Annotated in this window: 16 protein-coding genes; 8 read left to right on the forward strand and 8 right to left on the reverse strand. The window is 67.6% G+C overall.

Annotated features, from left to right (window positions below; genetic code table 11):
- Positions 1 to 7 precede the first annotated feature (7 nt).
- From AWC24_RS10630 to AWC24_RS10645, 4 genes are all read left to right on the forward strand, one after another.
- The gene (locus AWC24_RS10630) at positions 8 to 280 is read left to right on the forward strand and encodes a type II toxin-antitoxin system Phd/YefM family antitoxin (RefSeq protein WP_109560405.1); all 273 of its coding nucleotides are present in this window, start codon (positions 8 to 10) and stop codon (positions 278 to 280) included.
- Positions 280 to 678, forward strand: coding sequence for a type II toxin-antitoxin system VapC family toxin (locus AWC24_RS10635; RefSeq protein WP_085084696.1), 399 nt, complete (start codon positions 280 to 282; stop codon positions 676 to 678). The genes AWC24_RS10630 and AWC24_RS10635 overlap by 1 nt, the downstream gene beginning before the upstream one ends.
- Before the next feature lie 39 nt (positions 679 to 717).
- Positions 718 to 1,026, forward strand: a complete 309-nt coding sequence (locus AWC24_RS10640) for a hypothetical protein (protein WP_085084698.1) — start codon at positions 718 to 720, stop codon at positions 1,024 to 1,026.
- An 80-nt stretch (positions 1,027 to 1,106) separates the two neighbouring features.
- Positions 1,107 to 1,991: an NYN domain-containing protein gene (locus AWC24_RS10645; protein ID WP_085084700.1), complete on the forward strand. Its 885-nt coding sequence runs from the start codon at positions 1,107 to 1,109 to the stop codon at positions 1,989 to 1,991.
- Between the two features lie 16 nt (positions 1,992 to 2,007).
- On the opposite strand, the gene AWC24_RS10650 is transcribed toward AWC24_RS10645, so the two are convergent.
- The 3 genes from AWC24_RS10650 to AWC24_RS10660 form a co-directional block, all read right to left on the reverse strand.
- Positions 2,008 to 3,606 carry a peptide chain release factor 3 gene (locus tag AWC24_RS10650; protein WP_109560406.1) on the reverse strand — a complete coding sequence of 533 codons (1,599 nt, stop codon included), beginning with the start codon at positions 3,604 to 3,606 and terminating at the stop codon, positions 2,008 to 2,010.
- A gap of 61 nt (positions 3,607 to 3,667) precedes the next feature.
- On the reverse strand, positions 3,668 to 4,504 hold the full coding sequence (locus AWC24_RS10655) for an SDR family NAD(P)-dependent oxidoreductase (RefSeq protein WP_085084702.1): 837 nt from the start codon (positions 4,502 to 4,504) through the stop codon (positions 3,668 to 3,670).
- Between the two features lies 1 nt (position 4,505).
- A complete protein-coding gene (locus tag AWC24_RS10660) occupies positions 4,506 to 4,979 on the reverse strand; it encodes a nuclear transport factor 2 family protein (RefSeq protein WP_085084704.1) in 474 nt (157 codons plus the stop codon).
- 164 nt (positions 4,980 to 5,143) lie between these two features.
- Here AWC24_RS10660 and AWC24_RS10665 point away from each other — a divergent pair, with 164 nt between their 5' ends.
- Positions 5,144 to 5,401, forward strand: a complete 258-nt coding sequence (locus tag AWC24_RS10665; protein WP_085084706.1) for a type II toxin-antitoxin system Phd/YefM family antitoxin — start codon at positions 5,144 to 5,146, stop codon at positions 5,399 to 5,401.
- Between the two features lie 6 nt (positions 5,402 to 5,407).
- Positions 5,408 to 5,800, forward strand: a complete 393-nt coding sequence (locus AWC24_RS10670; protein ID WP_085084708.1) for a type II toxin-antitoxin system VapC family toxin — start codon at positions 5,408 to 5,410, stop codon at positions 5,798 to 5,800.
- A 10-nt stretch (positions 5,801 to 5,810) separates the two neighbouring features.
- Here AWC24_RS10670 and AWC24_RS10675 read toward each other — a convergent pair whose 3' ends face one another.
- From AWC24_RS10675 to AWC24_RS10690, 5 genes are all read right to left on the reverse strand, one after another.
- Positions 5,811 to 5,930 (reverse strand): toxin-antitoxin system HicB family antitoxin, encoded by a 120-nt coding sequence (locus AWC24_RS10675; RefSeq protein ID WP_085084711.1) that lies wholly within the window; start codon positions 5,928 to 5,930, stop codon positions 5,811 to 5,813.
- Between the two features lie 23 nt (positions 5,931 to 5,953).
- Positions 5,954 to 6,853, reverse strand: coding sequence for a hypothetical protein (locus AWC24_RS23005; RefSeq protein ID WP_234807327.1), 900 nt, complete (start codon positions 6,851 to 6,853; stop codon positions 5,954 to 5,956).
- 117 nt (positions 6,854 to 6,970) lie between these two features.
- Complete coding sequence (locus AWC24_RS10685; RefSeq protein ID WP_085084713.1) at positions 6,971 to 8,614, reverse strand: NERD domain-containing protein; 1,644 nt, start codon at positions 8,612 to 8,614, stop codon at positions 6,971 to 6,973.
- A gap of 51 nt (positions 8,615 to 8,665) precedes the next feature.
- A complete protein-coding gene (locus tag AWC24_RS23325; RefSeq protein WP_013827576.1) occupies positions 8,666 to 8,800 on the reverse strand; it encodes a hypothetical protein in 135 nt (44 codons plus the stop codon).
- Between the two features lie 218 nt (positions 8,801 to 9,018).
- Positions 9,019 to 10,002, reverse strand: a complete 984-nt coding sequence (locus AWC24_RS10690) for a metallophosphoesterase (protein ID WP_085084714.1) — start codon at positions 10,000 to 10,002, stop codon at positions 9,019 to 9,021.
- 131 nt (positions 10,003 to 10,133) lie between these two features.
- Here AWC24_RS10690 and AWC24_RS10695 point away from each other — a divergent pair, with 131 nt between their 5' ends.
- Entirely contained in the window at positions 10,134 to 10,553 is a 420-nt protein-coding gene (locus AWC24_RS10695) for a hypothetical protein (RefSeq protein WP_085084716.1), read from the forward strand.
- Positions 10,554 to 10,594: 41 nt separating this feature from the next.
- Entirely contained in the window at positions 10,595 to 12,637 is a 2,043-nt protein-coding gene (locus AWC24_RS10700) for a YecA family protein (RefSeq protein ID WP_133055715.1), read from the forward strand.

Below are 12,637 nucleotides of genomic sequence, written 5' to 3' on the forward strand. Positions count from 1 at the left end.
TCTGTTCATGGCCGAGGTGCCGATCCGCGAACTGAACCACAACACCGCCGGTGTGCTGGCGCGTGTCAAAAGCGGCGAAGAGCTCGAGATCACCGAGCGGGGAACGGTGATCGCGCGCCTGGTTCCCGCCCACGACGATCCGCTCACGGAGATGATCCGGTCCGGGCGGCTTCGCCCCGCGACCGTACGTGGGCCGGCGCCTCGACCCTCGGGGCCCGTACGCACTGACCACGAGGCGGGTCAAGTACTGCGCGAGTCGCGGGACGACGAGCGCTACTGATGCTCTATCTGGACACCTCGGCCCTGGTGAAGCTGATCCGCCGCGAGCCGGAGTCCGATGCGCTGGCCGATTGGCTCGACTCGCATGAGTCCGCGCCGTGGGTGTCGTCGGCGGTGGTCGAGGTCGAACTCGCCCGCGCCATTCGACGGCTGGAGCCTGCCCGGCTATCTGATGTCCCCGCGGTCCTAGCCCGCGTCGCCCGCTACGAAGTCGACGACGCGGTGCGAGCCGCCGCTGCGGCCCATCCCGACCCGACACTGCGATCCCTGGACGCCATCCACCTCGCCACCGCCCATGCGGTGTTCGGTGCCAGGTTGACGGCTTTCGTGGCCTACGATCAGCGTCTGCTCGACGTCGCCCGCGCCGTCGGTCTGCCGGTCGTCATCCCCGGCCGCTGACGTTCGGCTTTGTCACACCCTGGTTTTATCGTGTCGGTTATGAGCAGGAGCAGCAGGTCGCCGGGCGGCGGGTCGGTGTTCGCCGTCATCCTGGTTCTCGCGCTGCTGTGGTGGTTGCGCTGGGTCATCCTGGCCGGAGTCGTGATCACCGTGGCGGTGCTCGTCACGCGGCGGTTGATGCGCAGCTACGCCGAGCACCGCGCTGCCGAACTGGGCCGGCTGCAGGCGATCCGGCACCGCGCCGAACTCCAGAACGCTCAGGTGCTGCGCGGCGATCCGCAGGGGTTCTACGGCCAGTACCCGCTGCCGCACCCGGAATTGATTCCGCGGTGGTACCGGCCGCGTTGACGGTGCCGGCGGCCCGGGACCATACGGATGGTTGCCCGCCAAGCCGCTACGGATGAGACCGGTGGTGCCACACTGTCACCATGACGGAATCCGGCGACACCAGGGTCGCGGTCTACCTCGACTTCGACAACATCGTGATCTCCCGCTACGACCAGGTCAACGGGCGCAGCTCGTTCCAGAAGGACAAAGCCAAGGGCCTGGCCAAGCATCCGGATCGCCTCGCCCGGGCCACCGTCGACGTCGGGGCGATCATCGACTTCGCGTCGTCGTTCGGCACCCTGGTGCTCACCCGCGCCTACGCCGACTGGTCGGCCGAGGTCAACACCGGCTACCGCCAGCAGTTGGTGGCCCGCGCGGTCGATCTGGTGCAGTTGTTCCCGGCGGCGGCCTACGGCAAGAACGGTGCGGACATCCGGCTGGCCGTCGATGCGGTCGAGGACATGTTCCGGCTGCCCGATCTGACCCATGTGGTGATCGTGGCCGGAGACTCCGACTACATCCCGCTGGCGCAGCGCTGTAAACGGTTGGGCCGCTATGTGGTCGGCATCGGGGTGGCCGGGTCCACCAGCCGGGCGCTGGCCGCGGCGTGTGACGATTTCGTCAGCTACGACGCACTGCCCGGGGTGCCGGTGTTCGAGCCCGCACCGCCCGACGCCGACGACGCCGGCGCCGAACCGAAGCGGCGCCCCCGCCAGTCCAAGCAGCAGCCCGAAGAACCGCCGGCGCCGGATCCGGTGGACACCGCCACCGCGCTGCTCACCCGCGCGCTGCAGATCGGCCTGGAGAAGGACGACGTCGAGTGGTTGCACAATTCGGCGGTCAAGGCGCAGATGAAGCGGATGGATCCGTCGTTCAGCGAGAAACAGTTGGGCTACAAGTCATTCAGTGATTTCCTGAGGTCCTACTCCGACCTGGTCGAGCTCGATGAGAGTTCGACGACGCGGATGGTGCGGCTGCGCAACTGATCCAGAACCCGGCGAGCTACTCGTCGGCGGCCACCAAGGACCGCAACCGGATGTCGGGGTTGTCGCGCTGGAATCCCTGCAGTCGCCAGCTGTTGGAGAACAACGCCAGGTGCACCCCGTCGGTACGGGTCATGACCTCGGTCAACGACTGCCTGTTCACGAAGTCGACGTCGCCGGGTTCCACGATCCGCGCGACCTGGTAGGCCAGCGACTCCAGCGTGATCGGCGCACCGATCTCGGTGGCCATCCGGTGGGCGGCCACCTCGAACTGCATCGGGCCCACCGCGGCGAGCACCGGCGCCTGGTCGCCCCGGCGATCGGAGCGCAGCACCTGCACAACGCCCTCCTGGTCCAGCTGCTCGATGCCGCGACGGAACTGCTTGTGCTTGCTGGGGTCGGCGTTGCGCGCCACCGCGAAATGCTCGGGCGAGAAGCTCGGTATCGGCGGGTACTGAACAGGCACATCGCAATACAGCGTGTCGCCCGGGCGTAGGGCGGCGGCGTTGGCCAGCCCGATCACGTCGCCGGGCCAGGCGGTGTCCAGCGTGGAACGCTGCTGGCCGAACACCGACTGGGCGTACTTGGTCACAAACGGCTTGCCGGTCGCGGCGTGGGTGAGGACGTCGCCGCGTTCGAAGGTCCCCGAGTACACCCGCGCGAAGGCGATGCGATCGCGGTGCGCGGAGTCCATGCCGGCCTGCACTTTGAAGACGAAGGCGCTGAACGGTGCGTCGGTGGCGCGCCGGTTGCCATCGACGTCGAGCGCTCCACCGGGCGACGGCGCCAGCTCGGTGAGTACGTCGAGCAGCTGATTCACCCCGAAATTCAGCGCCGCCGAGGTGAACAACACCGGTGATGCTTTGCAGTCGAGGAACGCCTCGCGGTCGAAGTCGGAACCATCGGCGCTCAGCAACTCGCATTCCTCGACCGCGGTGTCCCAGTCGGCGCCGGCCGCGCCGTGCGCCTCGTCGGCGGGGATGTGTTCCTCGGGTGCTGCGGTGGCGCCGCCGGCGGTCCGGGTGAACCGGATGAAGTTCCCGGACCGGCGGTCGAGCACGCCCTGGAAGTCTCCGGCGATGCCGACCGGCCAGGTCAACGGGGTGGGGCGCAGCCCGATCCGGGTCGCGATCTCGTCCATCAGTTCCAGGGCGTGCCGGCCGGGGCGGTCCCATTTGTTGATCACGGTGATGATCGGGATCCGGCGGTGGCGGCACACCTGGAACAGTTTGAGGGTCTGCGGCTCAAGGCCTTTCGCGGCGTCGATGAGCATGACCGCGGAGTCGACCGCGGTCAGCACCCGGTAGGTGTCTTCGGAGAAGTCGGCGTGGCCGGGGGTGTCGAGCAGGTTGATGACGCAGTCCTGTCCCCGCGCGGTGCGGTACCCGAACTGCAGTGCCGTCGACGTGATGGAGATGCCGCGGGCTTTCTCCATCTCCATCCAGTCCGACACGGTGGCGCGCCGACCGGATTTGCCGTGGACCGCGCCGGCTTCGGTGATGGCCTTGGCGTGCAGCACCAGCGCCTCGGTCAAGGTGGATTTGCCGGCGTCGGGGTGGCTGATGACGGCGAAGGTTCTGCGGCGGCCCGCTTCGGAGTGCACGGCGTTGTCGGTCATGGCGCCAGAAAGTGTATGGGCGGTGCCGGGCAGATCAATAATCGGGCACGGCTGCCGCCGGTCAGTACAGCGGCCCGCCGCCGAACAGTTCCCGGTGCGAGTCGGGCTGGTTGCCGTCGACGTCGGTGACACGAAAGTCCACGGCGGTCTCGGCGGTGATCAGGGTGTGCCCGCTGCGCGCGGTGATGTCGGGGTCGGCGGCCAGCGCGGCGATCACCCGGCCGATGAACTCCGGGGTTTCGGCGTTGGCCAGCGGAAAGCCCTGGAAGTTGTCCAGGCCGCGGTCGATGAAGCCTTGCATGACTTCGTTTTTCACCAGGCCCGGCCACACCGATATCGCGCTCACGCCGGTGCCGGCCAGTTCGACGGCCATGTCGGCGGCCATCTTGTCCAGCCCGGCTTTGGACATGCCGTAGAGCACCGAGTGCAGGTGGCCGCGGGTGCCGAACGAGGAGATGTTGACGATCAGGCCCGAGCCGCGCGCCACCATGAGCTGCGCGGCGTGCACCGAGGCGACGTAGTGGGCGCGCAACCCGACCCCGATCAGGGTGTCCCAGTCCGAAAGCGGGCGCTGCCAGAACTTCTCGGTGAACCCGGCGAACCCTTTGGGCGCCGCCCACACGTTGTTGACCAGCAGGTCCAGCCGGCCGTGCTGCTCGTCGGCGATGCGGGCGAACAGTGCGGCGATCTGGGCGTCGTCGCGGTGGTCGCACTGCACCGCGATACCGCGGCCACCGCGGTCGGTGACACCGGCGGCGGTCTCATCCAGTGCGCCGCCGGCGCCGACCTCGCCGCGGGCGGTGACGTAGACGGTCCAGCCGGCCGAGCCCAGCGCCAGCGCGATGCCCTTGCCGACGCTGCGGCTGGCGCCGGTGACCAGGGCGATCCGTACGCTCATCTCAGACCTCCACCACGGCGTCGCCGAGCGGGCGGGTGAGCGACCAGAGTTGACGGAAGTGGCTGCGCGCCATCTTCCAGGTCCCGTCTTCGATGACGTAGTCGTCGTCGTACTCGCCGGTGAGCAGTCGTTCGGTGCGGTCGATCAGGTTGAGCTGGCGGAACTTCAGCGTCCAGTGCCCGGTGGCCGTGCCGGGGCCGGTGACGGCGATGTCGGGGTGCATGCCGTGGTGCATGTCCAGGATCACCGGTTTGCCGTCCACGGTGTGCAGCGCGATGCGGGTGAACACCTCAGCGATCTGATCGGCGTCGTCGAAGCCACCCAGCGGGCCGTAGTGCACGTCGGCGCCCTGCGCGATGAAGCAGGACCGGAAGGTGGCGGGGTCTTTGGCGTCGCAGGCGCGGAAGTAGCGGTGTTTGAGGGCTTTGATCGCCTCGATCTGTTCGAGGGCTTCCAGTCGCTGTTCGACGGTCATCGTCTCGACGATAGTTGTCGGTACCCCGTGCCACGGTGGAGGCATGCGATACCTCCTCTGCTCGCTGGCGCTGTTCGGGCTGGGCTTGGCGGTCCCGGCGGTCGCATTCGTGCTGGACGTATGTTCCGAGGACGAGGTGAGTTATGGGCAGCTACACTCGTAGCATGGCTGCTACGATTCCCGCTCGCGACCTCCGCAATCACACCGCGGAGATCCTGCGGCGGGTGGCTGCCGGTGAAGAGATCGAGGTTCTCAAGGACAACCGTCCGGTGGCGCTGATCAGCCCGGTTTCACGGCGACGCCAGTGGCGGCCGGCCGCCGAAGTGATTGACGAACTGGTGCGACTAGGCCCGGATAGCACCGGTTTGCGTCAAGAACTGCGCGAAACACTGACGCAGACCACCGACGACCTGCCTGACTGAGCAGGCATGGTTCTTCAGCGGGCATTGGCGGACACGTCAGTATTCATCGGAATCGAAACGCAGCGCATCGACGCAGACAAGTTCGCCGCGTTTGAATGGGGCGTCTCGACCATCACGCTCGGGGAACTCCGGCTCGGAGTGTTGCGAGCTTCCACTCCCGAAGCCGCATCGCGGCGGCTATCCACCTACCAAATCGCACAACGCTTCGAGCCGCTAAGCATCGACGAGCGAGTCTCGGAAGCGTGGGCATTACTGGTGTCCCAGCTACGCGCCGCCGGCCGGCGGGTACCGCTCAACGACAGTTGGATTGCCGCAACCGCTCTGACACACGACATTCCGGTGGTGACCCAGGACACTGATTACTCGGGGATGCCTGGAGTCACCGTCATTCAGCTCTGAAAGATTCCGCTCAGATCAGCGCATTGAGGCTGCGGCCCTCGCGCGCCGCGCGAGCAACCAGCCGTCGGTGCAGTTCCTCGGGAACCCGAAGAAGAAGCTGCTTCACACCGGAAATGATAGCAACGGCCATGCCTTGATATCACCTTCATCGATTCACGCTGAGTCGGCGCGATCAGCTCGCAGCGCATCGCATGCCGCGGTGAACCTGCGCCACTCGGCCGGAGTGGGGTGTGGCGCACGGTAGGGCGCGTCGGGTTCCCGCTTACGGATCCAGGCCCGAGCACTGGCAGCGGCGGCGCCCAAGTCCAGTTCGGGTAGCCGCAGCGCCGGACCGCAGCGGCGTGCTTGTTCTTCGAAACGATCCGCCCACGATTCAGTGCGCCAGCCGGGCCACAGGTCCGGTAGCTCCCGGCAGATGCCCATCGTGTCGGCGGTGTGCCACTCCGCCATAGTCTTTCGACCGACATCCACGTGGACGCCGCCCGCGGGGTGAGTCTGCAACTGCAGCCGGGCCAGACCGGGCCCTGGCAGCTTGTCCAGTAGCGCGGGTCCGTTCCAGGCCTGGCTATCCGCCCAGCACAACGGCCACAGTCGAACTCGCCCGGTGGGATCGATGACCGACACCACCTGAGCCGGCGCCTTGCGGTTTCGGGCCAGCTTGACGGGCGGACACTTGGACCACTCGTAGACGTGCGGCTGCCCACCGACGTAATCGGCGATCTCGGCGACCCCGTCGTAGGCGTAGCTGACCGTCCACCCAGGCCAGAGTGCGTCAAGCACCTTAAGCATTGCGCGACGCTCCGGGATGGCGGTCATCAGCTCGTCCCCGAAGAACAGCAGCCGACGCCGGTCCCGGTCGATCACTGCGCCGCCATCGGCCCAAAGCGCGTCAACCCACTGGGTCTTCGGGCAGGGCTCCATGGAGGTTGCGTAGTGCAACGCAAGTTCCGGGCCTCCGATGAATGCGTCGAGCATGCGGTAGCCCGTACAGTGCGCGTAATGCATTCGCCAGTCGGAATTTTCGACGACGACGAAGTTCGCCCGGTTTCCCATGGTCGCCACCCCATTTCTCGGTTGGCGACGAGTCTGCGCCCGGCATTCCAGCCCAGCCAGTCACTCCGTCCGCCGCCTGTGGAGAAATGCGCTTTCCCGCCCTGGTGGGCGTGACCGCTAAGCGATCCCCAGCTTGCGCGCCAGGTCCGGCCCGCCCACCTCGGCGATGAAATCCGGGTCACCGCAGACCACCAGCTGGTCGCGGGCCCGGGACAGCCCGACGTAGAGGCGTTCGCGGGCCAGCTCGATCGGCCCGCTGGCATCGACGACGAGCACGACTGCGCGGCGCTCCAATCCCTTGAAGCCCCGGACATGCCCGTAGAAGACCTGATCGGCGTCCCAGAAGCTGTCCCAGTAGGCCTCGATGCCCTGCTCCTGGCGGGCGACCTGCTCGGGATGGCGGCTGCCGGTGGTCAGCAGTGCGACGTCCTCGGGACGCCAGCCGTCGTCGAGCAGCTGCTCGACTTCGTCGTCGCCGGTCTCGACGGCGGCCTCCTTGCGGCACGGCACGAACCGCACCTCGGGTCCGTCGGCGCCCAGGAACCGGATCGGGTGATCGACCAGCGGCCGAAACGTCGCGGCGATCTGGCGGGTGTTGCGCAGGTTGCGGTCGAGCACCAGCGAGACCAGCGGCACCGGCGGGGTGCCCTGCCGGTCGAAGACCCGCTGGCCTTCGTCGCTGAACACGAACAGCCCGCCGTCCTCGTCGTCGCGCAGTGACGCCAGCAGCGGATCCCACCAGGCGTCGGCGAAGTCCTGCGCCTCGTCGACCACGATCGCGTCAAACCGTTGCCCGTCGTCGAGGGTCTCCGCCAGCGCGAGCATCTGCTGCGGCAGCTGCTCCTCCCAGAACGTCACCGCGTCCGCCGGGTCCGCCGGGCCGTCCGGGGCGCCCCACACCACGCCCAGCGAGTGGAATTCGCCGACGTAGGCCGGGCGTTGGCGGCGCTGCCACGCCCCGGTGAGCCGCTTGAGGTAGGAGGCCAGCCCGTGCGAATAGCACAGCAGCGCAACGCGTTTCCCGTGATCCGAGAGCCGGCGCGCCTGTTCGACGGCCAAGTAGGTTTTTCCGCTGCCGGCACTGCCGCGCACCTGCACCCGGTTGAGCAGCCGGATGGCCTCCAGGATAACGGCCTGCTGTTCGGTGAGGGCGTCGGCGGCACTGTCGTTGGCCAGTGCGCGCGCCACGACGTCACGCTGCGGCAGTCCCCGCCCGCCCAGGGCGGTGCGGAACTGCTCGATGCCTTCGGCGGTCAGCAGCGGCCGGTCCAGCTCCTGGCGGATCAGCACGTGGCGCAGCCGAGAGACGATCTCCGGTAGGTCGTTTCGGTCGATCACCTTCCAGCGCGGGCAGTCCGGGAGCTCGAAGTCGGCCGGCAGCTCGGTGTGCGGCAACGCGACGATGTGATCCCAACGCAGCCGGTCCTGCGTCATGCGCGGGTCGTGTTCGATGTAGTCGCGCAGCGCATAACAGGCATCACGCGCCTGGCGCACCGGGTGGATACGGCATTCCTTGCCGCCGCGCAGCTGGCGCCACCCGGAGCCGTCGTGCCAGACGTCGCCGCCCTTGACCTCGATGCAGATGATGCCGGCGCCCTCGATCGCCACGACGAAGTCGATCTCGTGATCCTTGAGGTGGTCGGTGACGCGCTGCCCGGCCACCACCACGTCGCCGTCTTGGAGCTGCTCGATCAGCGCCTGGTAGACGTGGCGCTCGGAGGGGCTGGCGAAGCGCGGATGCTCGGGCAGGGAGATTGGCACGCGGAGAAGACTGCCACGTCTATCGGTGGCAGTGTCGGCTCCCGGCGGGAATCAGCAGAACCGGCCGGCGAAGAACGCCGACGACACCAAACCGACGCACAACGCCACCGTCGTCTGGCCCATCATGCTGGCGCCGATGGTTGCGGTGGCCGCGGTGATCCCCAAGGCGCTCAAGAAAGCGGTCATGGCAGCAGCTCCTGTGGTGTCCGTCACATCTCGTTTACCAACGTGGTCTACACCACATCATACCTCTAAGGAAAATGCCAGCCCAATCCCACGCCCCGAAAAGGCTGTGCGATTTCGGGCCGCTAAAAGCCAGCGCATATGCGCTGGTCAGGCAGGCTCAGGGGATCGTGGGCTAGCCGCCGACGGCGGAGCGGATGCCGGTGTGCGCGCTGTCGGGGTCAGTCAAGCTGGACGTAGTTGTCGGGCCGGATCGTGGTCTCCCCCCTCGACCACTGGTAGGCCATCAATGGCCCGCCCTTGCCGGCGCTGAAGTCCACGCACGCGGTGCGGTCGGTGAAGTCCTCACCGACTTGGGGTGACCCCTGCCGCCAGTAGTGCCCGTAGAACACCGGGACCTTGCCGGTGTAGACGAACTCCCCGGTCTCGGCCAGCAGCGGCAGCTCCGGCAGCGGGGGGTAGGGCTCGCCGTCCTCCGTGGTGAAACTGCTACTCATCACGGCAATGTCGCGCAGGGTAACCGCGCCGCTGTCCCACCAGCGGATCCGGGCATGCTTCCGGAGGTGGCCACCGACGTCGCGATACGGGGGCTCCCCGTGCTCGACCAGGCTGATCTCGGGGCCCTTGAGCAGGTTCTCGATCGCGTCGTAGAGCTCGTGCGTCTTGTCGTGTGCTGCCGCCAGATGACCCACATCGGCAAAGGGTGCGCTGGACTCACAGTGCTTTTCCACCGTCGCCATCGATTCCTTGTCCCAGCAGGCGTGCACGACACGCAGGCCGTCCAGATCCAGCCATAACGGCATGGTGGCGAACCATGCCAGGTAGCGTTCGCGGTCTTTGCCGGTCACCTGCTTCAGGAATGCCTCGTGCTGCTCGATGTGCTTCGCACTGTGCGTCCGCAGGTGTTCTCCGCTGCCGTCGGGGTGCTCGCAGTGGTAGCCCAGCGCATTGAATTCGTGGTTGCCCATGACGATCTTCGCGCTGCCCGCATCGACCATGTCCTTGACCACTTCCAGCACCCGCAGTTGATCCGGGCCGCGGTCGATGAGATCGCCGACGAAGACCGCCTGCCGCTTCGGGTGGCGATACTCGCCTGCGCCACCGTTGATCTGGTAGCCGAGCTTGGTCAGCAGCGCCTCCAGCTTGTCGGCGCAGCCGTGGACGTCGCCGATGATGTCGTAGCCCTGCACCGCGGATTCAGCCATTCAGTGCCCCCTATCTCCTTGCAGTTCAAGTGTCTCAGCACCCACTGACAGGTCGACGGTGTCTGCCGCTCTGGCCGGGAGCTGTGGATGGACCGACGTCGCAAGCCGCGACTGCGGCGTACGCTGCCGGCATGTCGCCGGAGAACCTTGAGCCACGCGTGAGCGCGCTGGAAAGACAGGTGGGCGAGTTGCGCGGCGAGGTGCGGGCCAACAAGGTCGAGGTGGCCACTGTTCGGGAGCTCGCCGGGGCCGTCGACCGCGATGTCAGCGAGATGCGGGGGTTCCGCCGAGCGACGGTGGCCGGCTTCAATGCGTTACGCGCAGACATGGTCGACATGCGCCAGGACATCACCGACCTGCGCCAGGATATGAACGACGGTTTCCGGCGGGTCGATGAGCAGTTCGCGCAGGTCGATGAGCAGTTCGCGCAGGTCGGCATCGGCTTCGCCGAGATGCGCGCCAAGTTCGACATGACCGCGGCCGGACAGCAGCGCATCGTTGAGCTGATTCAAACCGTCATCGACACACCGGGCGACAACGCCGCGGACTGACGGTGCTGCACGCGGCGGCCGCCGACCATAAGGTGTCTACCGTGACCGATTCCCCCGACGCGGTGGCGACCCTCGCGGCGATCCTGACCGAGCACGGCCCGCTGGACGCCGAGGATATCGCCGAGCGGCTGGACGAGGCCGGGATACGCGATGCGGACCACGTCATCGAGGATTACCTCGACGAATACAGTTGCCCGGCTGCGGAATTGCCCGATGAGCGGTGGGTGTGGTTGCCGGCGCTGCTGGCCGGCCGGGTCGTCACCCACCGGCTGACCGAGCAGGAGATCATCCACGACCTGCTCGCGATCACCCCGGACCTGGATCCGATCCTCGAACTGTGCAATCACGACGGCTACCGCGAGTTCGCCGACGGCGCGCCGGTGACGATCGTGCTGCCGGGTTTCGATGACTTGCTGCTGGAGCAGCGCGGCATTCCCTTCGAGCTGGTCGATGAGTCCGGCGTGCTGCTGCTCAATCCGGGCACTCTGACGGCGCTGGGGCTCTCCGCCGGGGATCTTGTCGGGTTGCGCTGCACCGACGATGGGCTGGCCCTCGAACCCGTCGACGCCACCACCGACACCACCGTCGGCGCTCGGCTGGCCGCGCTGCTCGACACCGAGGAACCGTCACGCCTTGCCGCCGTGGTGTGGGCGGCCTGCGCCGACGATCCGACGCTGTTCACCACACCGCTGGCCCCGCTGAGCGAGGCCATCGATGCCCACGGCCTGGCGAGCCACGACGACTGGCTGGCACCCGCCGGGTTCGACTTCGAGAGGTGGGACTTCGAGCGCAAATCCGCGCTGCTGGCCGACCGCTACGGCCTGGACGCCGACCAGACGTTCGTGCTAACCGCGCTGGTCGCGATGCATGATCAGATGGCGCGGCTGCTCGACATCGCCGCCGCGGCCGAAGGGGACGACACCGAAGAGGACGACGGCGTCGATGCGGCCGACGGTCCGGCCGACCCGGATCCCGAGGATGGAGAATCCGCGGATCTGCTCGGCGAATTGGGTGCGGCACTGGTGGATCCGTTACTGGCGCAAGCCTTCATGGAGGAGGCGGCCCGCAGCGGGCGGCGGGGTGCGGCCGCGCTCGGGATGTTCGCCGAGACCCTGGAGTCGAAAGTGCCGCGCTCAGCAAAGGTGGCGACGCACTGGTTGCAGGCGATGGCCTGCGAGGGGCTCGGCGATACCGAAGGCTGCGAGCGTGAGCTGTTGGCCGCTGAATCGTTGGACCCGGACTGGCCGCTGCCGCTGTTGACGCTGGCCCGGATCGCCTCGGACCGCGGTGACGCCGAGGCCGGGTTGGGGCTGCTGCGTCGCGCCGGTGTGGGCGCCGATCATGAGCTGGTGCGTCTGCTGGAACAGCATCGGGCTCAGCCGCGTAACGACGTCGGCCGCAACGAGCCGTGCTGGTGCGGCTCGGGCCGCAAGTACAAGAAGTGCCACCTCGGCAATGAGCAGCTCTCGCTGGTCGACCGGCTGGGCTGGCTGTATGCCAAGGCCGGCCAGCAGCTGCTCGGTGGCGCTTGGCAGGAACTACTGGTGCTGGCCGGCTACGAACGCATCCAACATTTTGAGGAGGAGCTTGAGGATCCGCTGGCCGCGGCGCGGGCCGATCCGCTGGCCATCGACACCCTGCTGTTCGAGGGCGGGGCGTTCGCCGAATTCCTGGAGGTGCGCGGGGCGCTGCTGCCCGACGACGAGCGGCAGCTGGCTCAGCAGTGGCTGGGTGTGCCGCGGGCGGTGTTCGAGGTCGAGGGGGTGCGGCCCGGTCACGACGTCAGCGTGCGCGACGTGCGCACCGGCGATGCCCAGCAGGTCAGCGCACCGAACGCCAGCCGGACGCTGACGCCGGGGCAGCTGATCTGCTCACGGGTGCTGCCGACCGGCAACGGCCTGACGTTCTTCGGCGGGGTCGACCCGATCGAGCCCGACGAGCGTGACGAGCTGCTCGCCCTGCTCGACGCCGATCCCGACCCGGCGGAGCTGGTGGGTTTCCTGAGCCGGCGGTTCGTGTCGGATCCGGTCGACGATGGCCATGCGATCGTTCAACTCAGGGGCAAGGGTTTTGAGCCGGGCTGA

Origin of the sequence: Mycolicibacter senuensis, from assembly GCF_002101885.1 — a bacterium.
Classification (GTDB): Bacteria; Actinomycetota; Actinomycetes; order Mycobacteriales; family Mycobacteriaceae; genus Mycobacterium; species Mycobacterium senuense.